General features: G+C 63.3%; 22 protein-coding genes and 1 pseudogene. 13 read left to right on the forward strand and 10 right to left on the reverse strand.

Going from position 1 to position 18,261, the window contains the following annotated elements; genetic code table 11:
- Positions 1 to 86 precede the first annotated feature (86 nt).
- From ACFFNA_RS22025 to ACFFNA_RS22055, 7 genes and pseudogenes are all read left to right on the forward strand, one after another.
- On the forward strand, positions 87 to 686 hold the full coding sequence (locus tag ACFFNA_RS22025) for a Maf-like protein (RefSeq protein ID WP_378921572.1): 600 nt from the start codon (positions 87 to 89) through the stop codon (positions 684 to 686).
- Positions 679 to 1,521: a shikimate dehydrogenase gene (locus tag ACFFNA_RS22030; protein ID WP_378921574.1), complete on the forward strand. Its 843-nt coding sequence runs from the start codon at positions 679 to 681 to the stop codon at positions 1,519 to 1,521. The genes ACFFNA_RS22025 and ACFFNA_RS22030 overlap by 8 nt, the downstream gene beginning before the upstream one ends.
- Positions 1,518 to 2,123, forward strand: coding sequence for a dephospho-CoA kinase (coaE, locus tag ACFFNA_RS22035; RefSeq protein WP_378921576.1), 606 nt, complete (start codon positions 1,518 to 1,520; stop codon positions 2,121 to 2,123). Before ACFFNA_RS22030 ends, coaE begins: the two co-directional genes overlap by 4 nt.
- 76 nt (positions 2,124 to 2,199) lie before the next feature.
- Complete coding sequence (gene dnaQ / locus ACFFNA_RS22040) at positions 2,200 to 2,904, forward strand: DNA polymerase III subunit epsilon (protein WP_378921578.1); 705 nt, start codon at positions 2,200 to 2,202, stop codon at positions 2,902 to 2,904.
- 414 nt (positions 2,905 to 3,318) lie between these two features.
- Entirely contained in the window at positions 3,319 to 4,008 is a 690-nt protein-coding gene (locus ACFFNA_RS22045) for a tetratricopeptide repeat protein (RefSeq protein WP_111544034.1), read from the forward strand.
- A 251-nt stretch (positions 4,009 to 4,259) separates the two neighbouring features.
- Complete coding sequence (locus ACFFNA_RS22050; protein ID WP_378921581.1) at positions 4,260 to 5,372, forward strand: adenylate/guanylate cyclase domain-containing protein; 1,113 nt, start codon at positions 4,260 to 4,262, stop codon at positions 5,370 to 5,372.
- 97 nt (positions 5,373 to 5,469) lie between these two features.
- Positions 5,470 to 5,760: pseudogene (locus ACFFNA_RS22055) on the forward strand (3'-5' exonuclease family protein); the annotation flags it as partial.
- Positions 5,761 to 5,812: 52 nt separating this feature from the next.
- On the opposite strand, the gene ACFFNA_RS22060 reads toward ACFFNA_RS22055, so the two are convergent.
- A complete protein-coding gene (locus ACFFNA_RS22060) occupies positions 5,813 to 6,748 on the reverse strand; it encodes a hypothetical protein (RefSeq protein WP_378921583.1) in 936 nt (311 codons plus the stop codon).
- A gap of 313 nt (positions 6,749 to 7,061) precedes the next feature.
- On the opposite strand from ACFFNA_RS22060, the gene ACFFNA_RS22065 reads away from it, so the two are divergent.
- Positions 7,062 to 7,304, forward strand: a complete 243-nt coding sequence (locus ACFFNA_RS22065; protein WP_111544031.1) for a hypothetical protein — start codon at positions 7,062 to 7,064, stop codon at positions 7,302 to 7,304.
- A 117-nt stretch (positions 7,305 to 7,421) separates the two neighbouring features.
- Here the strand turns inward: ACFFNA_RS22065 and secB are convergent, their stop codons facing one another.
- Together secB and ACFFNA_RS22075 are read right to left on the reverse strand one after the other, a co-directional pair.
- A complete protein-coding gene (gene secB, locus ACFFNA_RS22070) occupies positions 7,422 to 7,925 on the reverse strand; it encodes a protein-export chaperone SecB (protein ID WP_111544030.1) in 504 nt (167 codons plus the stop codon).
- A 114-nt stretch (positions 7,926 to 8,039) separates the two neighbouring features.
- A complete protein-coding gene (locus tag ACFFNA_RS22075) occupies positions 8,040 to 8,540 on the reverse strand; it encodes an FxsA family protein (RefSeq protein ID WP_184872744.1) in 501 nt (166 codons plus the stop codon).
- Between the two features lie 215 nt (positions 8,541 to 8,755).
- On the opposite strand from ACFFNA_RS22075, the gene ACFFNA_RS22080 reads away from it, so the two are divergent.
- From ACFFNA_RS22080 to ACFFNA_RS22095, 4 genes are read left to right on the forward strand one after another with little or no spacing between them, the layout of a single operon-like run.
- The gene (locus tag ACFFNA_RS22080) at positions 8,756 to 9,463 is read left to right on the forward strand and encodes a Tim44/TimA family putative adaptor protein (RefSeq protein ID WP_111544028.1); all 708 of its coding nucleotides are present in this window, start codon (positions 8,756 to 8,758) and stop codon (positions 9,461 to 9,463) included.
- A 25-nt stretch (positions 9,464 to 9,488) separates the two neighbouring features.
- Positions 9,489 to 10,595, forward strand: coding sequence for a murein transglycosylase A (gene mltA / locus ACFFNA_RS22085; RefSeq protein WP_378921586.1), 1,107 nt, complete (start codon positions 9,489 to 9,491; stop codon positions 10,593 to 10,595).
- On the forward strand, positions 10,592 to 11,122 hold the full coding sequence (locus tag ACFFNA_RS22090; RefSeq protein ID WP_378921588.1) for a Smr/MutS family protein: 531 nt from the start codon (positions 10,592 to 10,594) through the stop codon (positions 11,120 to 11,122). The genes mltA and ACFFNA_RS22090 overlap by 4 nt, the downstream gene beginning before the upstream one ends.
- A 10-nt stretch (positions 11,123 to 11,132) precedes the next feature.
- Positions 11,133 to 11,501, forward strand: a complete 369-nt coding sequence (locus ACFFNA_RS22095; protein WP_111544025.1) for a helix-turn-helix domain-containing protein — start codon at positions 11,133 to 11,135, stop codon at positions 11,499 to 11,501.
- Positions 11,502 to 11,599: 98 nt separating this feature from the next.
- Here the strand turns inward: ACFFNA_RS22095 and ACFFNA_RS22100 are convergent, their stop codons facing one another.
- From ACFFNA_RS22100 to ACFFNA_RS22115, 4 genes are all read right to left on the reverse strand, one after another.
- Positions 11,600 to 11,836, reverse strand: a complete 237-nt coding sequence (locus ACFFNA_RS22100; protein ID WP_378921589.1) for a hypothetical protein — start codon at positions 11,834 to 11,836, stop codon at positions 11,600 to 11,602.
- A 359-nt stretch (positions 11,837 to 12,195) separates the two neighbouring features.
- Positions 12,196 to 12,813, reverse strand: a complete 618-nt coding sequence (locus tag ACFFNA_RS22105; RefSeq protein ID WP_378921591.1) for a transglutaminase-like cysteine peptidase — start codon at positions 12,811 to 12,813, stop codon at positions 12,196 to 12,198.
- A gap of 198 nt (positions 12,814 to 13,011) precedes the next feature.
- Positions 13,012 to 14,289, reverse strand: coding sequence for a polyhydroxyalkanoate depolymerase (locus ACFFNA_RS22110; protein ID WP_378921593.1), 1,278 nt, complete (start codon positions 14,287 to 14,289; stop codon positions 13,012 to 13,014).
- A gap of 290 nt (positions 14,290 to 14,579) precedes the next feature.
- Positions 14,580 to 14,939, reverse strand: coding sequence for a septal ring lytic transglycosylase RlpA family protein (locus ACFFNA_RS22115; protein WP_378921595.1), 360 nt, complete (start codon positions 14,937 to 14,939; stop codon positions 14,580 to 14,582).
- Positions 14,940 to 15,247: 308 nt separating this feature from the next.
- Between ACFFNA_RS22115 and ACFFNA_RS22120 the strand changes: the two genes are divergently transcribed.
- Complete coding sequence (locus ACFFNA_RS22120; RefSeq protein WP_167458442.1) at positions 15,248 to 15,433, forward strand: hypothetical protein; 186 nt, start codon at positions 15,248 to 15,250, stop codon at positions 15,431 to 15,433.
- A 74-nt stretch (positions 15,434 to 15,507) separates the two neighbouring features.
- Here the strand turns inward: ACFFNA_RS22120 and ACFFNA_RS22125 are convergent, their stop codons facing one another.
- From ACFFNA_RS22125 to ssuD, 3 genes are read right to left on the reverse strand one after another with little or no spacing between them, the layout of a single operon-like run.
- Positions 15,508 to 16,305 (reverse strand): ATP-binding cassette domain-containing protein, encoded by a 798-nt coding sequence (locus ACFFNA_RS22125; protein ID WP_378921597.1) that lies wholly within the window; start codon positions 16,303 to 16,305, stop codon positions 15,508 to 15,510.
- A gap of 8 nt (positions 16,306 to 16,313) precedes the next feature.
- Positions 16,314 to 17,090: an ABC transporter permease subunit gene (locus ACFFNA_RS22130; RefSeq protein WP_378921599.1), complete on the reverse strand. Its 777-nt coding sequence runs from the start codon at positions 17,088 to 17,090 to the stop codon at positions 16,314 to 16,316.
- On the reverse strand, positions 17,087 to 18,244 hold the full coding sequence (gene ssuD, locus ACFFNA_RS22135) for an FMNH2-dependent alkanesulfonate monooxygenase (protein ID WP_378921601.1): 1,158 nt from the start codon (positions 18,242 to 18,244) through the stop codon (positions 17,087 to 17,089). The genes ACFFNA_RS22130 and ssuD overlap by 4 nt, the downstream gene beginning before the upstream one ends.
- Between the last annotated feature and the right edge of the window lie 17 nt (positions 18,245 to 18,261).

An 18,261-nucleotide genomic window follows, 5' to 3' on the forward strand; every position in this document is an offset into this window, starting at 1 on the left:
GTTCTCGGGAGCCACCATTTTCGGCGCGGCCTGACCCGAATCTCAACACCCCTAGGTGGTGCCAGAAAACCAGGCGCGAAAAAATCATGACTGAGAAAATCATCCTCGCTTCGGGCAGTCCGTTCCGCAAGGCGATGCTCGTCAATGCCGGTGTCGACGTCGAGGCGGTTGCGGCCGATGTCGACGAGCGGGCGCTCGAGGCACCCTTGCAGGACAGCGGTGTCTCGCCGGAGGATGTTGCCCTGGTGCTGGCCGAGGCCAAGGCGACTGAAGTCAGCGAACGCAGGCCCGGTGCGCTGGTGCTCGGCTGCGACCAGACATTGTCGCTCGGCGACGAGGTGTTCCACAAGCCGGCCGACATGGAGGGCGCGCGCCGTCACCTGCTGGCGCTGTCGGGCAAGACCCATCAGCTCAACAGCGCCGCCGTGCTGGTCCGCGATGGTCAGGTGCTTTGGCGGCATGTCGGCATCGCCAGCATGACCATGCGCAAGCTCGACCCTGCCTTCATCGGCCGCCATCTCGCCCGTGTCGGCGCCAAGGCGCTGGCAAGCGTCGGCGCCTACCAGGTCGAGGGCGAAGGCATCGAGCTGTTCGAGAAAATCGAGGGCGACCATTTCACCATTGTCGGCCTGCCGCTGCTGCCGCTGCTGGCCGAACTTCGTGACCTTGGAGCAATCGATGGCTGAGGCGTCGAAAAAGGCCTTCGTCACCGGTCATCCGATCCGGCATTCGCGTTCGCCGAAGATCCATGGCCACTGGCTGGCCGAACATGGCATCGACGGCAGCTACCATGCCATCGACGTGGCGCCGCAGGATTTTGCCGAATTCCTCAAGACATTGCAGGCGAACTTCTACCAGGGCGGCAATGTCACCATCCCGCACAAGGAGACCGCCTTCGCGCTGGTCGACCGCCGCGATGAGGCGGCTGAGGAGATCGGCGCCGTCAACACGCTTTGGTTCGAGGGCGGCACCTTGTGGGGCGGCAACACCGACGGTCACGGCTTTGCCGCCAACCTCGACGATCATGCGCCGGGCTGGGCGAGCAACGGCCCGGCGGTCGTGCTTGGCGCCGGCGGCGCGTCGCGCGCTGTCATTCATGCGCTGAAAGAACGCGGTGTCCCCGACATCCGCATCGTCAACCGCACGCTGGCCCGGGCGCAGGAATTGCGCGATCGTTTCGGCGCCGGCGTCTCGGCGCATGGCATGGCGGCGACCAATGAATTGCTTGCCGATGCCGGCCTGCTGGTCAACACCACGGCGCTCGGCATGCACGGCAACGAGGCGCTTGCCGCCAATCCGGCTCTGCTGCCGGATCACGCCATTGTCAACGACATCGTTTATGTACCGCTGGAGACGCCGCTGCTTGCCGCGGCCCGCGCAAGGAAGCTGAAGACCGTCGACGGTCTCGGCATGCTGCTCAACCAGGCCGTGCCCGGCTTCGAGCGCTGGTTCGGCGTCAGGCCGCAGGTGACGGCTGAACTGCGCGCGTTCATCGTGGCGGACCTGGTGCCGAAACTATGATCGTGCTCGGTCTCACCGGCTCGATCGGCATGGGCAAGTCGACGACGGCAAAGATGTTTGCGGAGGCCGGCGTGCCGGTTCACGATTCCGACGAGGCGGTGCATCGCCTCTATGCCGGCAAGGCTGCCCCCCTGGTCGAGGCTGCCTTTCCCGGCACGACTAGTGCCGGCGTGGTCGATCGCGCAAAACTTGGCGAGCGTGTGCTCGGCGACGCCACCGCGCTGAAGCGGCTCGAGGCCATCATCCATCCGCTGGTGCGCGCCGATGCCGGTGCCTTCCTGGCCAGGCATCGCGCCGCCGGCGCATCGCTTTCCGTCCTCGACATCCCGCTGCTGTTCGAAACCGGCGGCCGCAACCGCGTCGACAAGGTCGTCGTCGTCACCGCGCCGGCCGAGGTCCAGCGCCAGCGGGTGCTGGCGCGGCCCGGCATGACGGAGGAAAAACTGGCGTCGATCCTGGCCAAGCAGGTGCCGGATGCGGAAAAGCGTCGTCAGGCCGATTTCGTCATCGACACCGGACAGGGGATGGACGCCGCCCGCGCCGCCGTCGCCGCGATCATTGCCGAACTCTCCGGGGATAAGTCTGGCAAGGCAGGCTCCTGAGGGCAGGCCGTCAGCATTGCCCATTGCCATTTTGTTCCGGTCTCATGATTCTGCTCGTTTGGAGCGGACTGATTCGATGCGTGAGATCATCTTCGACACGGAAACCACCGGCCTTGATTCGCGTGACGACCGCGTCATCGAGCTGGGCGGCATCGAACTGGTCAACCGCTTTCCGACCGGGAAGACCTTCCACCACTATATCAATCCGCAGGGCCGCGCGATCCACGCCGAAGCGCAGGCGGTTCACGGCATCAGCATGGCGGACCTGGCGGGCAAGCCGACCTTTGCCGAGATTGCCGAGGAGTGGCTCAACTTCATCGATGGCGCCAAGCTGGTCGCCCACAATGCGACGTTCGACGTCGGCTTCCTCAATGTCGAATTCGGCCGGCTGGGTCACCCGGTCATCGACAATGGCCGTGTCGTCGACACGCTGGCGCTGGCGCGCCGCAAGCACCCGATGGGCCCCAATTCGCTCGACGCGCTCTGCCGGCGCTACGGCATCGACAACACAAGGCGCACCAAGCACGGCGCCTTGCTCGATTCCGAACTGCTGGCCGAAGTCTATATCGAGCTGATCGGCGGCAAGCAGGCGGCACTCATCCTAGACAGCGCAACCGCGCCGGCCCAGGGCGGCGAGAATATCCGCCAGATCGAAATCACCATCAGCCAGCGCCCGGCACCCTTGCCATTGCGCCTAACCGAAGCCGAGCGCGGCGCGCACGCAGGCATGGTCGCTACGCTCGGCGAAAAGGCGCTGTGGTTGAAGGTTCTTGGGAACTAGCGACCAGCTAAGGTTGGTTGGCAGCGCGGGGTTATGCAGGCAGACCTTCGAGACAGGCCTGTTCTTCTGGCGAATTGCCGATTACCAAACCAGCCGTTGGACGCCGTAGCGACAGGTAGAACCCGAACCCTCGCCGGATTTGTGTTCTGGCATGCGGCGGCCGGGATCGTTGGTGACACCGATTATAGGTGCCGCCCTTCTGGCTCGCAGTCATGAGCGCGTCGCTGAACTCGCGCGGACACCCCGCGCGCCGCTGACGCTGCGCTTCGGACCGGAAGTCGGCCGTCGCCTCGACCAAGCCTTGGGTCGCATTTGCGCCTTGACCGACCACCTAGAGCGAGATCATGATCGAACTAGTTTTAGGTATGCCATAAGTTTGCGCCCAGGTTGTCCCGCGTTAAAGGACTGCCATTCATGAGCTGGCGGCGAGAAATCATTGCGGCTGTATTGATCGGCGTTTCGTCGTTCGCGCACGCTTCCATCTTAGACGATGCTGAAGACGCAATCGCGCGCGCAGATTATGCAGCCGCAATGAGAATGCTGGAGCCGCTTGCAGACGCTGGGGACGCAGTGGCTGAGAATGATATTGGATGGCTCTACTATGAAGGTTTAGGCGTCGCTCGCGATGAAGCCCGTGCGGTGAATTGGTTCCTCAAGGCCGCAACCCAAGGCCAGCCGGCTGCGCAGTTGAACCTTTGGGATGCGTATCTGAATGGCCGCGGCGTTAGCGCTGATGAAGCCCAAGCGACAACTTGGCTTCGCGCTGCGGCTGACCAGCGTCTTCCGTGGGCGCTGGTTGAACTAAGTTTCGCTCACCTTGACGGCCGCGGCGTCCGACAAAACGCAGACGAGGCATTTCGTCTGATGCAATTGGCTGCCGATCAGGGTCTGCCATTTGCCCAGAATGAACTGGGTTGGATGTACGAAACCGGGCTTGGTACTTCGCCAAACGATGATCAGGCGATTGCCTGGTACCGACAAGCGGCGAAGAATGGCAACACATCCGCGGGTTGGAATGTGGAGTACATGTATCGGTCGGGCAGAGCCGCTCCCGTCGATCCCTCAGAGGCAAAGCAATGGAATAGGAGGCGAAATTTCCGTTAGGGCGCCACTCTGAGCGCTTGTGCGGATTGGGTGGCCGATGAAAACTCACATCCGTCGATTGGTCATGCGGTTCAATGCGGTCCTCCAAGCGGTGCTGCGCCGAGGGATTCCGCAAGACGGAGTGGCATCGGGCCGGCGCGTTTATCTGGTAAACGTGGTGGCGTTGGGAGCGGCTTCGATCTGTCTGTTTTTCTGCGGCTTCAATTTCGCGGCAGGGGCCGTTCATCACGATAGGTTCCTGGCGATAAATTTTGTCGCCAGTTTGCTATTTCTGTCGGTGCCATTCACAAAATGGCTTCTCAAACGCCGCTGCAGCATACCTTCTGCTAGCGTTAATGTTCGCGATTGTGGTGCTGTTGGCGCTGCTGTCTGGGAGGGATTCCGGGGCACATTTCTTTCTAATTTCCGCCGGACCGGTTCTTCCGCTGCTGCTGGGTACCCGGCGGCCGATACTTGTTGCAGCGCTTACATTTGTCGCCATTTCGACGTTCCTGGTGCTTGAATTCACACTACCGACGCTGGTGTTCCCCGGGCGCCCTTGGCTTCCGCAAATACGCAATCCGTTTTCCGAGTCGCTGGATATTGGATTTGACGATAGCGTCTTCATCTTGTCGATGTTCGCCCTTGAGGCAATTTTGGCCTGCACAACGTTCGTTGCCTTCCGCCTGGCGGAGTCGGCCGAAGCATCCCTACAGCGAGAATACGCTCGGTCTGAGCTTCTCCTGCAGAACCTCCTGCCAAATCCCATAGCAACGCGCCTCAGGGAGCGTCCTGACAGCGTCATTGCGGACAAGTTCGATTCGGTGACCGTTCTTTTCGCGGATGTTGTCGGTTTCACATCAAGTGCAGCGCGCAAGCGGCCAGAGGAACTGGTGGCATTCCTTGAGCGCATTTTTGGGGAATTCGACCTGTTGGCGGAAAAGCACGGCCTGGAGAAAATCAAAACGATTGGCGACGCTTACATGGTGGCCGGAGGAATGCCGATTCCTGCTGAAGGGCACACAAACTCGGTCGCGAATATGGCTTTGGACATGATCAAAGTGGCAGGGCGCCTGACCGTCGAATTCGGTGAGGAAGTCGCAGTTCGCATCGGATTCCACTCCGGACCTGCTGTCGCAGGTGTCATAGGCCGTCGCAAGCCATTCTACGATGTTTGGGGTGATACGATAAACGTAGCGGCTCGGATGGAGTCCTCCGGTGTGCCCGGGCGTATTCAAATTACACCAGAAGTGAAGCGCGTCTTAGGAGCAAGCTACACGTTCGAGGAGCGTGGAACGGTCAACGTGAAGGGTAAGGGCCAAATGCCACTTTTCTTCCTCACGGGTAGGTCCACCAACGATCCCGGCGTCGGAGGAGTTCGATAACGACCACGGTTGCGCGACTTGCAGCTGCCTCAATCGAGGCATAGGCGGGCAGCGCATTCCAAATTACGCGCCCTCGATATATTCCTGTGGCGCCCCCGGCTTCCTCAATGTCGAATTCGGGCGGCTGGGTCATCCGGTCATCGACAATGGCCGTGTCGTCGACACGCTGGCGCGCCGCAAACACCCGATGGCCCCCAATTCGCTCGACGCGCTCTGCCGGCGCTACGGCATCGACAACACAAGGCGCACCAAGCATGGCGCCTTGCTCGATTCTGAGCTGCTGGCCGAAGTCTATGTCGAGCTGATCGGCAGCAAGCAGGCGGCACTCATCCTCGACAGCGCAACCGCGCCGGCGCAGGGCGGCGAGAACGTCCGCCAGATCGAAATCAAAAGACTTAAAGCTTTGATGGGCGAAGGTCCCGAACCTCGGAATCAGCACACTATGCCGGGTACCGCAGCCACTGACGGTCGAACACGTCGAGGATGGCGTGGAACTCGGCCGGCGGGATCTGGAGCGCGCCGCCGTCGCTGCTGTCTCCAGCCAGGAACTGCGCGAGCTGCCGGTTGACGGCTTCCGGTTGATCGATGATCAGGCCGAGCGCTGCCAGATCCGCGACGATCGACCGGTCGGACGCCAGATATCCGCCCCATAACTCGGTCCCGTGCGGCGGATCGGGCAAGCGGATCATCAGGATTCTGCTCAGTGACGGCTGCGGCTCCGGACCGATGATGGCGCCGCCGCACAGATAGCCGCCGAGCACGCTTCCCGGCTGCGACTGCGGGAACAGACAGAAGAAGAAATGAGCGTCGCCGCCGGGTTCCTTCAGATGCGCATAGAGGCCGCGTTTTGCCGGCGTGACCGGCCCGCCGATCAGCAGCTGCCCGGTCGGCAGTATCTCGCGATAGGCTGCAATCAGGCCGTGCCCATCCGGCCCGGCTTTTATAGACATGCTGCCTTTGATGAGTTGGCCGCGATAATAGGGCGACATGGCGCGCGAATAGCAGGCATAGGTGCCGACCAAGGCCAGGCCAAGACTCCCATCCTCGTGCAAGGATCCCTTCGATGGCGCACTGGCACGGCGCTCCAGCTCAGCCCTGTCGATGCCGTGGCGGGCGCAGATCGCCGCGGTGAAGGCTGGCAGGTCGCTCGCGGCAACCCAGGCTCCGGGCTGCTCCAGGCCGAGAAGCTTCGACCAGTCGTCATAGACGCTGAGTTCGCGCGGCTGCGCGCGGCCCTGCAGCCATTTGTCGGCGCGACCGACATCGAAAGCCGTCTTCGGGTTGACAGCGCGGAATGCAGCCGCGAGATCCTTGCGGGAGACAGTTCCGAGCAGGGTCGAGGTCAGCCTTAGCTTCTGCGCGATATGCTGTGCCATCCGACGCCCCACTTGCCCTTTGCACGCATAACACGTGCCAGCATTGGCACCCAAAGCTTTTCCACAGGCCTGTATTCCAGGAAATCCGCAGAATTCCACGCTGTTCCACGCGCTCGCCCTTTGCCATTTGGGGGCTGGCGCTAAGCTGGCGGCGGCAAGGGGCAAAAAACCTTCACGAAACTCGCACTATATCGGGCCGATCCCCTTCCTTTGGCCAAAGCCGTGAAACGGCCGTCGAGCACTGCCGACGCCGAGCTTTCAAAACGATCATACCAACCGCAAATGTCGCCCCTCACAAGGAAGGAACGATTAGATGTCCTGGTCCACTTCTCCCGCAACTCCCTACGTCGCGGTCGCGACTGGATGCGCCGCGCTTCTGCTGCTCCTGAACTTCGGACCGACCGGAGAAATTCAGGAGCGGCATGTCAACGGCACCCCCGTAGCGCAGGCCGTCGAGCCGACGCGCATCGAAGTCGACGGCGGTGCGCATGCGATCCGCTTTTTCATCGATGGAAAACAGGTCGCCCTGCTCAATTCGACTGGGTTCGAGGAATGAACTCACGCTTGCCATACAGCCGCTTGCCCGTCGCGCGAGCCGATTACCGATGGCCGGCATCCCAAACAAAAAACCCGGCACAAGGCCGGGCTTTTCATGAATTCTGCAAGGCAGGCCTCAGCTCACCTGGACCTTGGACGCCGCCTGGTCCTCGGCCAGCTTCTGCTGGAACATCTGCGCGAAATCGATCGGGTCCAGCATCAGCGGCGGGAAGCCGCCATTGCGCGTCGCCTCGGCGATGATCTGCCGGGCGAACGGGAACAGCAGGCGCGGGCATTCGATGAACAGGATCGGCAGCATGTGTTCCTGCGGGAAGCCGCTGATCGCGAACACGCCGCCATAGACCAGCTCGACATTGAACAGCACTTCCTGGTCGAAGGAGGCCTTGGCGTTCAGCGTCAGATTGACGTCGAACTGCTTGTCGGAGAGCGGGTTGGCGTTGACATTGACGTTGATGGCGATGCCGGGCGCCTTGTCGCGGCCGCGCAGCGAATTCGGCGCGCCGGGGCTTTCGAAGGACAGGTCCTTCACATACTGGGCCAGAACGTTGAGCGACGGCTGCGCCGCAGTGTTGCCGTTTCCGTTGGCTGCGCCGACCGGCGCGTCATCTTTGCTGGCCATAAGCCTTTGTCCTCTTGCCTGGGCAGCAACGCTGACCGAATTGAAATCGGGCGTTCGCTACCATGGTCGGCATGACAAGACAAGGTTTGCCGCCTCCCTTCCGGGAACGCCGCCTTACTCGTCCTTGAGGCGGCGCCAGGGAGAGTTGTGGTCCGGGCCGCGCGCATAGTCGTCGCTGCGCGAATAATCGCCATCGTCGAGGTCGATGGTCTTGTCGCGCTGCCGGCCGCGGAATCCGCCGGTGCTGAAATTGGTGGCCAGCACGACGCGGCCCTTCAATGCCCGCCAGGCGAGATCGCGGACCGGCGGCAGGAACAGCAGCAGGCCGATAATATCGGTGATGAAGCCGGGGATGATCAAAAGGATTGCCGCCAGCACGATCATCGCGCCATGCGCGAGCTGGCGGCTCGGATCGCGGCCGGCGTCCATCTCGGCCCGGATCCGCGTCATGACGCTGAAACCCTGGTGCCGGAGCAGCAGCGCGCCGGCGATGCTCGACGCCAGCACCAGGCCGACCGTCGCCAGGGCGCCGACCTGGCGTCCGACAACCACGAAGCCGGCGATTTCCAGCAGCGGCAGCGCGAGGACAAAAAGGGGAAGGAACGAAATGCGCAAGTCTTGCAAACTCTCTCGATCGTTTTGGCCGTTTCGATGTTTTGGCCGCCGGCGAGCAATCGTCGCTGGCACTGAGCCTGTTAGATAGGTATGCCTGCCTTTGATTTGAATGATTGCGCCTTGCGTTCTATATGCTTTGAATGTTGAACGCTATGCGACCGTGGCCCCTGGGGCTGATGGTCTGGCGACAGGGCAGGGATTGATTGGCGGAAGATATGGGATTCTTCGACTTCGGCACGATTTTCTTCCTGATTGCGGCGGTGGTCATCTTTTTCCAGCTGCGCAATGTGCTGGGCCGTCGCACCGGCAGCGAACGGCCGCCCTTCGACCCTTACACGGCGGCCCGCAGCGGCGACAAGGATGCTGCCCAGAAACCCGAAAATGTCGTCTCGCTGCCACGCAAGCGGTTGCCGGGCGAGCCGGCGGCCGAGACCTATGCGGCGATCGACGCTTTCGCCAAGCCCGACACCGACCTCAACAAGGGTCTGCGCACGATCAAGGACAATGATCCGTCCTTCGAGCCGAAGGGTTTCGTCGACGGCGCCAAGATGGCTTACGAGATGATCGTCATGGCCTATGCCGACGGCGATCGCAAAACGCTGAAGAACCTGTTGTCGCGCGAGGTCTTTGACGGCTTTGTCGCCGCCATCGGCGAGCGCGAGGCCAAGTCGGAAAAGATCCAGTCCTCTTTCGTCGGCATCGACAAGGCCGACATCGTCTCGGCCGAGATGAAGGGCGGCGAGGCGCATGTCACGCTGCGCATCATCAGCGAGCTGATTTCGGCGACCCGCGACAAGGCCGGCGCCGTCATCGACGGCGACCCCGAAACCGTCGCCGAGGTCAAGGACGTCTGGACCTTCGCCCGCGACACGCGCTCGCGCGATCCGAACTGGAAGCTCGTCGCCACCGAGGAAGAAGACTGAACCCGGTACAAGTGGCGAGGCTCCGGTGTCGCTATCGCCTCTTTTTGTCGCCAGGTCTTTTGCTGATATCCCCGGCTGGGGTGACGACGACCATCTGGCGGCCTTCGCGGCCTTTCGCCGCTCGGCCTTCCATGTCCTGACCAAGCCCTATCGCAGCGGCGCGCTCGGTGTCGACTTCAGCGCTTTCGCGGAAGCCTACGCCGAGGCCCGCATTGTTTCGCCGGCGAATCGGTCGCAGGCTCGCGCCTTCTTCGAACGTTATTTTATCCCGATGAATATCCGCGCCGAGAATGGCGGCTCCGGCCTCGTCACCGGCTTCTACGAGCCCGAAGTCGAGGCGTCACCGGTGCGGACGGAGCGGTTTTCGGTGCCGCTGCTGTCGCGTCCGGCCGATCTCGTCGACATCGACGACGCCAACCGGCCGCCCGGACTGGACCCCTACCTCGCCTTCGCCCGCCAGACGCCGGAAGGACCGGTCGAATATCCCGACCGCGGCGACATCGAACGCGGCGCGCTTGATCGCAAGGGGCTGGAAATCGCCTGGCTGGCCGACAAGGTCGATGCCTTCTTTATCCATGTGCAGGGTGCGGCGCGGCTGAACATGACCGATGGCCGGCTTCGGCGCGTCACCTACGCCGCCAAATCCGGCCAGCGCTTCACCGGACCCGGCAAGATTTTAAGCGAGACCGGCGAAATCCCGCTGGAAAAGGTGACGATGCAGTCGATCCGCGCCTGGTTCAAGGCGCATCCCGACCGTGTCGACGAGATCCTTTGGCAGAACCGCTCCTACATCTTCTTCCGCGAGGCTGATGTCGAGGACGCCGCCCTTGGCCCGATCGCCGCCGCCAAGGTGCCGCTGACGCCGGGCCGCTCCATCGCCGTCGACCGGCTGCTGCACACATTCGGCACGCCGTTCCACATCGACGCGCCATCGCTGATCGCTTTCGACGCAAAACCGTTTCGGCGCCTGATGATCGCGCAGGACACCGGCTCCGCCATCACCGGCCCGGCGCGCGGCGACCTGTTCGCCGGCTCGGGCGACGCGGCCGGCGAGATCGCCGGGGTGGTGCGCCATGCGGCCGATTTTCATGCGCTGATCCCGCGCGCGCTTGTTCCGGGTGCGAATCGATGACCCGGCGCCCAGATAAGCTCAGCGAGGACGACCGAGTTCTGTGGAACCTGGTGGCGCGCACCGCCAAGCCGCTTAAGGGCAGGATTGCCGTCGATATCCCCGACATCCCTGCCGAAGCCAGGCCAACACCGGTGCAAGCGGCCCAGCCCATTGCCAACCAGGCAGGCACGGCAAAGCCGAAGACGCAGCATGTCGCCCATGCGCTCGACGAACCGACGCTGGACAAGCTGTCGAAAGGCCGGCTGCCGATCGAGGGCCGCGTCGATCTGCACGGCCTGACCCAGGACGAGGCCTATTCGCTGCTGTTCTCGTTCCTGCACCGGGCGCATGCCGGCGGCATCCGCTATGTGCTGGTCATCACCGGCAAGGGCTCGTCCTCCGGCGGCGACGGGGTGCTGCGGCGCGCGGTACCGGCGTGGCTGTCGACGCCCGCCTTCCGGCCGCTCGTCTCCAGCCACGACCACGCCGCCCGCAATCATGGCGGTTCTGGTGCGCTCTATATCCGGCTGCGGCGGCTGCGCGCATGAGGATGGCGGCATGACCCCGTTCGGCGAGAAGCTGCGGGCGCTCAGAAGCGAGCGCGGTGTCAGCCAGAAGGACATGGCGGCGGCGATCGGCGTCAGCGCCGCCTATCTGTCGGCGCTGGAGCATGGCAGGCGGGGTGCGCCGACCTGGACGCTGATCCAGAAGATCATCGGCTATTTCAACATCATTTGGGATGACGCCGAGGAGCTGGCGCGGCTGGCCGAAGCCTCGCACCCGCGCGTGAAGCTTGACACGTCGGGCCTCAGTCCCGCCGCCACCGAGCTTGCCAATCTGCTGGCCGAGAACATTGAGAAACTCGACGAGGCGGAATTGCGCCGCATTACCGCGTCGATCCGCGCGGCGCTGGGCCGGCAGCCCTAGCTACGCCAGAGGTGCGCGTTTGCCTGCGCGCGCGAAGGCGTCCGCTTTACCCGAAGAGCTGCCCGCCGGCTGGCCGCCGGCGGTCAGCACTGATGAGATCATTTTTTGCCGGCCGCGCCGCCATTATTTCCCCGGCCGCCCTTGTCTCCATGGTTTTGACCGCCGTTTCCGCCGCCCAGGCAGTTCGAGTCGCCGGCGCTGCAACAGCGCCCGCTCCACAAATCGTTGGTTGATGTCTTGGCGCAGCTTGTGAAGGTCTGATCGGCCAAAGCGGATCCGGCCATGCCGGATACCGCGACGGCGGCGAGAAGGGCATTTCGCAAAAGTGCAGTCATCTGAAGTCTCCATGGTCGGTTTCTGTCCACGGCTGTGTGTCGTTGGCCGGGAGGAAATGGTTCATGGAGAAATGCGGAACTGTTGGAAGGCGCGAAGTGCAGAGCTTGTAGCGCGGCGCCGCGCCTCATCCGCCTGCCGGCACCTTCTCCCCGTATGGTGATGGGGAGAAGGGTGATGGCCGCGACGTTGGCGCCCGTCTTGCGACGACGACAATTGGCGAAATCATTGATGACAGCGTCTTTCTCCCCGTCACGATACGGGGAGCAATGTCCGGCAGGACAATGAGGGGCGGCGCCGAGTTCCGGTATCCACCGAAAGCAGCTGAAGACGCGTGATCGTGCTTCGAATACGTCGCCCGCTACTGAACCGAGCCGACCAGGACCTGCTGGCCACCGCGGATCGAGACCCAGCGGCCGGTGTTGTCGATCGCCTGCCGCTTGAGGAAGCGGTAGCCGGTCTGGTCCCACGACTTGACCTTGTCGTTCAGATTGTCGAGCACATAGTCGCCCTTGTCGGTGCGCACCGTCAGCACCGCATGGCCCTCGCCGTCGGGCTTGCGCACGACGGTCATCAGAAGGTCGGCAAGCGAGATGCCCATGCGCGAAAGCTGGCGTCGCTTTTCCAGCACATAGTCCTCGCAGTCGCCGACGCCCTTGTCGGGATAGGCCCAGACTTCGTCCTTGCCGTAGATTTCCATGTCGCTCATCGGCTTGACGGCGGCGTTGACCCTGGCGGTGACGTTGATCAGCTTGCGCATCAGCCCGTCGGTCATCGCGGCCGGCGCCAGATTGCTCGGGCGGATCGAGCATTCGCCCGGATGGAGCTTGCAGAAATCATAGTGGCCGATCGGCTGCGAGGTGAGGCCCCCGGTCGCCATCGCTCCAGCCGCCAAAGCCGGTGCCACCCAGCCTCCCGTTACTGCCAGCCCGGCTGCCACATACACGCGCAGCCTTCGCGCCATTGATGAGGATATCATTGTCCCCGTCCACCCTTTGTTATTAACGAAAGGTTAAGGGGGATTTACAGTCCGTGTCAATTACGACGACGGTCGGATTGTTGGCATGGTTACCCGAGGGGTAGGACAGCGGCACTTGTGCAACAGAATCGGCTGCAACAGAATCGGCCGGCCGGCCGCCTTTTGCCGGCGAACTGGCGCGGATTGTCGCTGCGAGATCTATCTTCTGGCGACGCCGACCAGCTTCGGCTTCACCGCAACACGGTCCTGGCGACCATAGCTGGTGATGAAGTCGACGATGCGCGGCACGATTTCGGAGCGGAAGCGCGAGCCGTTGAATACGCCGTAATGGCCGACCGCCGGCTGCATGTAGTGCGCCTTCTTGTCGGCAGGGATGTTGGGGCACAGATCATGCGCCGCCTTGGTCTGGCCAAGGCCGGAAATGTCGTCGTTCTCGCCTTCGACCGTGAACAGCGCGACGTTGCGGATATCCGACGGATCGATCCTGATGCCGCGATGGGTCATCTCGCCCTTGGGCAAGGCATGGCGCACGAAGACGGTGTCGACGGTCTGCAGGTAGAATTCCGCCGTCAGGTCCATGACAGCCATATACTCGTCGTAGAAATCGCGGTGCTTCTCGGCATTGTCGCCATCATGCTTCACCAGGTGCATGAAGAAGTCCTTGTGGGCGATGATGTGGCGGTCGAGATTCATGCTCATGAAGCCGGACAGCTGCAGGAAGCCGGGATAGACCTCGCGGCCGAAGCCCGGCACCGGCCAGGGCGCCTGCATCACGACATTGTCGCGGAACCATTCGATGCCCTTTTCCTCGGCCAGGAGATTGACCGCGGTCGGGTTGCGGCGGGTGTCGATCGGGCCGCCCATCAAGGTCATGGTCGAGGGAACGAAGGGGTCGCCGCGCGTTTCCATCAGCGCCACGGCCGCAAGCACCGGCACGGAAGGCTGGCACACCGCCATCACATGGGTGTCGGGGCCGAGCGCGTGCAGCATGTCGATGATGTAGTCGATATAATCGTCGAGATCGAAACTGCCGTCGACGAGCGGCACCATGCGGGCATCGACCCAGTCGGTGATATGCACGTCGGCATAGGGCAGCATCGCCTCGACCGTGCCGCGCAGCAGCGTCGCATAGTGGCCGGACATCGGCGCCACGATCAACAGCTTCGGATCCGCGCGGCGCCCGGCGGGAACAGCGCGTTCAAAGCGGACGAGATTGCAGAACGGCCGCGACCACACGGTCTTCTCGGTGACCTCGACGCTCTTCCAGTCGACCACTGTCTTGTCGAGGCCGAATGTCGGTTTGCTGTAGCGGCGCGTGGTGCGCTCGAACAGTTCGGCGGTCGCCGCGACCGAACGGCCCCAGGACGTGTGCGAAAACGGATTGAGCGGATTGGTGTAGAACAGGCGCACCGCATCGGCATAAAGGCGCGCGGGCTGCATGGCGGCGTGGTTCATTTCATAGAGCTGGTAGAACATCGAGAACCCCGCTGCTGCCTGCGACCGAAGGGACGACGAGCAGCGCCATGCCTTTGATATATCTCGCGGGGAAGTTAACAACTAATTGCTGCGATGCAATACGTCACGTGGCGTGACTAACGCTTCTTTCGTCCAAAGCCTTGAAAATCCGGCCCGAACGGCGCAGCCGGCTCACTGTGCGTTGCGAAGTGTGTACGAAATGTGTCCGGCCTTGGCGCCGGACTACCCGACCATGATCCCGAAAGTGGATTGCGGTTTTCGGAAAGATCCTGGTCCAAGCAATAGCAATATCAAACGCGCGCCATGCAGACGGCGGTATGGCCGGAACCGATGAAGCCGAGCTGGCCGGCGGCACCCTTCGACAGGTCGAGCACGCGACCCCTGATGAACGGACCGCGATCGTTGATGCGCACGATGACGCTGCGGCCGTTGTTCTGGTTGGTCACCCGAAGCTTGGTGCCGAAAGGCAAGGTGCGGTGGGCGGCGGTCAACGCCGACGGGTTCATGCGCTCGCCCGATGCGGTCCTGGAGTGCAGGGCGTACCAGGAGGCACGGCCACACTGGCCGGCGGCGGCCGCCGAAGATGCGCCGGCCATCAGGCCAGCAGCGATCGTTACCGCGACAAGCGCGGTCTGTTTTGTAGTATTCATATTTGGGGGATGGCTCCGTTTTTGACAGACCCCAGCCGTTATGTGTCGAATAAGGCGACAAATGCGGCAAGTATCTGGCGGTTCCATGGCGATGGCACACGTTTGGAGTCGATGGGTAACAGTCTGTTAGGGATTTTCGGCAGGCCGGTGATCAATTCTCGATGATCTTTATGCTGAAGTCGGGGACTTGTTTGACAAGATCGAGCGTTGATATCCAAGTAGAAGTGAACGCGGTCGGGTCCCTTCCTCAGTTCATTCATCGCGCCCACAGCGCCGCAACCGATCGACTTTGAAAGGGAGATCCGTCAATGAGACTGACCAAAAATCTGCTGGCGTTGATTGTGCTTGCCATCGGCGCGCTGTGGTCGCTGCAGGGCATCGGCGTGGTCGGCGGCAGCTTCATGACCGGCCAGTCGCAATGGCTCTATGTCGGCCTCGTCACCATGCTGGTCGGCCTGCTGGGACTGGTGTGGGCAAACCGTTCGCGGGGGTGAGCTGCTCTGTGCAGGACAAGCGCTAGCGATCCTTCGCGCCCCCCCTCTCGAAGGGTTGTGCTGCCCCGATAAAGCTAGCCGAACAGCCGATCCAAAATCTTGCCCTCAAGCCGGGCAAGCTCGACCGAACCGCGCCGGCGTGGCCGGGCCACGGGCACATCGAGGTCAAGCGCGATCTTGCCGGCGCTGATCACCACGACCCGGTCGGCGAGCGCGACCGCCTCGGCGACATCATGCGTGACCAGCACGGCGGTGAACTTCTGGGCGAGCCAGATGCGTTCCAGCAACTGCTGCATCTCGATGCGGGTCAAGGCGTCGAGCGCGCCCAGCGGCTCGTCGAGCGCCAGGATCTGCGGGTGGCCGACCAGCGCGCGGGCCAGCGCCACGCGCTGCTTCTGGCCGCCGGACAATACCGACGGCCATTCGTCGGCGCGATCGGCGAGCCCGACCTCGCCAAGAATGGCGAGCGCCCGTTGCCTTGCGTCGGCGCCCGTGGCAATGCCGGTCAGCCCGACCTCGACGTTCTTCACCACGCTGGCCCAGGGCAGCAGGCGCGGCTCCTGGAACATGAAGCGCGTGCGGCTGTGGCCTTCCTCTTCTGATCCAAATGTCAACGCTCCAGCCGTCGGCCGGTCGAGTCCGGCCAGCAGCCGCAAAAGCGTGCTCTTGCCGCAGCCGCTCTTGCCGATGACGGCGACGAACTGTCCGACCGGCACGTCCAGATCGATGCCGTCGAGAACGACCTTGTCGCCAAAGGATTTTCCGACACCCTTGAAGGCAAAGGCGCGCGGTCTTTCTATGGTCTGTTCCGGCTGCGGCTGCTGCGGCGCGGCGACAAACGAGCGGACGGCGGCGAGGCTGGCTGCGGGCATTGAAAACCTCAGGCGTTCTGGAAGGCGGGATGCCAGCCGAGCGACAGTCGCTCGAGCAGGCGGGCAAGGCTGTCGGCCAGCTTGCCGAGCAGCGCATAGATCAGGATCGACAGCACGACGACATCGATCAGCAGGAACTCGCGCGCCTGCATGGCCATGTAGCCGAGGCCGGAACTCGCGGAAATCGTCTCGGCGACGATCAGCGTCAGCCACATGATGCCCAAGGCATAGCGCAGGCCGACAAAGATCGCCGGCAGCGCGCCGGGCAGGATCACCCGGAAAAACAGTGCGCGGCGATCCATGCCGTAGACGCGGCCCATCTCGACCAGCTGCGGGTCGACGCTCTGTATGCCGAGCAGCGTGTTGACGTAGATCGGGAAGAACACGCCGAGCGCCACCAGGAACAGTTTTGCCTCCTCGTCGATGCCGAACCACAGGATGACCAGCGGGATCAGCGCCAGGTGCGGAATGTTGCGGATCATCTGCAGCGTCGTGTCGGTCAGGCCACGGCTGAGCGTCGACAGCCCGTTGGCAAGGCCGAGCGCAAAGCCGATCGAGCCGCCGACGGCGAAGCCGGCAAGCGCGCGCGCCGTGCTGACGCCGATGTTGCGGATCAGTTCGCCCGATAGCGTCAGCCGCCAGAAGGCCTCGGCGACGGCACTTGGCGCCGGCAGCACGTTGGGCGGCATCAAACCGGCGCGGCTGGCGATTTCCCAGCCGGCAATCACCAGCACCGGCAGCAGCCAGCCGATGCCGTTCCTGTGGAGCCGCGTGGAAAAGCTCATGACGCGGCCTGCAGGCGAGCCGCGCCATGGAAGCCGACTGAGAATTCGTTGGCGATGTCTTCGCGCGCCCTGAGCCGCCTGGTGCCGAGCCCGAGCCGAGGGAATAAAAGCTCGGCGACGCGATAGGCTTCCTCCAGATGCGGGTAGCCCGAGCCGATGATGGTATCGATGCCGATCGCCTGATACTCGCGGATGCGTTCGGTGATCTGCTCCGGCGTGCCGACCAGTGCCGTGCCGGCGCCGCCGCGCACCAGCCCGACGCCGGCCCACAGGTTGGGCGACACCACCAGCCGGTCGCGGCGGCCGCCATGCAGTTCGGCCATGCGGCGCTGGCCGACCGAGTCCATCTGGTTGAGGAAGCGCGCCTGCGCGTTTTCGATCTGGGCATCGGTGACGTGGCTGATCAGCCGGTCGGCGGCGCGCCAGGCTTCGTCCTCGGTTTCGCGGACGATAAAATGCAGCCTGATGCCGAAGCGCAGCGTGCGGCCGCGCAGCGCCGCCTTGCTGCGTGCCGAGGCGAGTTTCTCGGCAACCTGTGCCGGCGGCTCGCCCCAGGTCAGGTACATGTCGACGAGGTCGGCGGCGAGATCTTGCCCGGCATCAGACGATCCGCCGAAATAGAGCGGCGGCCGCTCCTGCAGCGGCAGAAGGTCGAGGCGGCCGTTCTCGACGCGGTAGTATTTGCCGTCGAAATTGACGCGTTCGCCCGACACCAGGCCGCGCCAGATGGTCAAAAATTCATGCGCCTGGGCATAGCGCTCGTCATGCGGCAGGAAGACGCCGTCGCCGGCGAGTTCGGTCGGGTTGCCGCCGACCACGACATTGAGCAACAGGCGACCGTTGCTCAGCCGGCCGAGGGCCGCCGTCTGGCGGGCGGCGAAGGTCGGCAGCGTCACGCCGGGCCTAAGTGCAACGAGGAATTTGAGTCTTTCGGTCAGTGTCGCGAGGCCTGTCGCGGTGATCCAGGAATCCTCGCAGTTCTGCCCGGTCGGCAACAGCACGCCGGGAAAGCCGAGCCGGTCGACCGCCTGGGCGATCTCCTTGAAATAGCCGAACTCCGGCGGCCGCTGCTGTTGCTCGGAGCCGAGATAGGAACCATCGCCATGCGTCGGGATGAACCAGAAGAAATCAAGTGGGCTGGCTAACGCGGTCATGGCAGGCCTCTCGGAGA

Origin of the sequence: Mesorhizobium kowhaii, assembly GCF_042431665.1 — a bacterium.
GTDB lineage: Bacteria > Pseudomonadota > Alphaproteobacteria > Rhizobiales > Rhizobiaceae > Mesorhizobium > Mesorhizobium kowhaii.

What these genes read in the sequence shown, in the direction of transcription:
- ACFFNA_RS22025 (WP_378921572.1), top strand. Translation starts at nt 87, where the DNA reads ATGACTGAGAAAATCATCCTCGCTTCGGGCAGTCCGTTCCGCAAGGCG.
- ACFFNA_RS22030 (WP_378921574.1), top strand. Translation starts at nt 679, where the DNA reads ATGGCTGAGGCGTCGAAAAAGGCCTTCGTCACCGGTCATCCGATCCGG.
- coaE (WP_378921576.1), top strand. Translation starts at nt 1,518, where the DNA reads ATGATCGTGCTCGGTCTCACCGGCTCGATCGGCATGGGCAAGTCGACG.
- dnaQ (WP_378921578.1), top strand. Translation starts at nt 2,200, where the DNA reads ATGCGTGAGATCATCTTCGACACGGAAACCACCGGCCTTGATTCGCGT.
- ACFFNA_RS22045 (WP_111544034.1), top strand. Translation starts at nt 3,319, where the DNA reads ATGAGCTGGCGGCGAGAAATCATTGCGGCTGTATTGATCGGCGTTTCG.
- ACFFNA_RS22060 (WP_378921583.1), bottom strand. Translation starts at nt 6,748, where the DNA reads ATGGCACAGCATATCGCGCAGAAGCTAAGGCTGACCTCGACCCTGCTC.
- ACFFNA_RS22065 (WP_111544031.1), top strand. Translation starts at nt 7,062, where the DNA reads ATGTCCTGGTCCACTTCTCCCGCAACTCCCTACGTCGCGGTCGCGACT.
- secB (WP_111544030.1), bottom strand. Translation starts at nt 7,925, where the DNA reads ATGGCCAGCAAAGATGACGCGCCGGTCGGCGCAGCCAACGGAAACGGC.
- ACFFNA_RS22080 (WP_111544028.1), top strand. Translation starts at nt 8,756, where the DNA reads ATGGGATTCTTCGACTTCGGCACGATTTTCTTCCTGATTGCGGCGGTG.
- ACFFNA_RS22090 (WP_378921588.1), top strand. Translation starts at nt 10,592, where the DNA reads ATGACCCGGCGCCCAGATAAGCTCAGCGAGGACGACCGAGTTCTGTGG.
- ACFFNA_RS22095 (WP_111544025.1), top strand. Translation starts at nt 11,133, where the DNA reads ATGACCCCGTTCGGCGAGAAGCTGCGGGCGCTCAGAAGCGAGCGCGGT.
- ACFFNA_RS22100 (WP_378921589.1), bottom strand. Translation starts at nt 11,836, where the DNA reads ATGACTGCACTTTTGCGAAATGCCCTTCTCGCCGCCGTCGCGGTATCC.
- ACFFNA_RS22105 (WP_378921591.1), bottom strand. Translation starts at nt 12,813, where the DNA reads ATGATATCCTCATCAATGGCGCGAAGGCTGCGCGTGTATGTGGCAGCC.
- ACFFNA_RS22110 (WP_378921593.1), bottom strand. Translation starts at nt 14,289, where the DNA reads ATGTTCTACCAGCTCTATGAAATGAACCACGCCGCCATGCAGCCCGCG.
- ACFFNA_RS22115 (WP_378921595.1), bottom strand. Translation starts at nt 14,939, where the DNA reads ATGAATACTACAAAACAGACCGCGCTTGTCGCGGTAACGATCGCTGCT.
- ACFFNA_RS22120 (WP_167458442.1), top strand. Translation starts at nt 15,248, where the DNA reads ATGAGACTGACCAAAAATCTGCTGGCGTTGATTGTGCTTGCCATCGGC.
- ACFFNA_RS22125 (WP_378921597.1), bottom strand. Translation starts at nt 16,305, where the DNA reads ATGCCCGCAGCCAGCCTCGCCGCCGTCCGCTCGTTTGTCGCCGCGCCG.
- ACFFNA_RS22130 (WP_378921599.1), bottom strand. Translation starts at nt 17,090, where the DNA reads ATGAGCTTTTCCACGCGGCTCCACAGGAACGGCATCGGCTGGCTGCTG.
- ssuD (WP_378921601.1), bottom strand. Translation starts at nt 18,244, where the DNA reads ATGACCGCGTTAGCCAGCCCACTTGATTTCTTCTGGTTCATCCCGACG.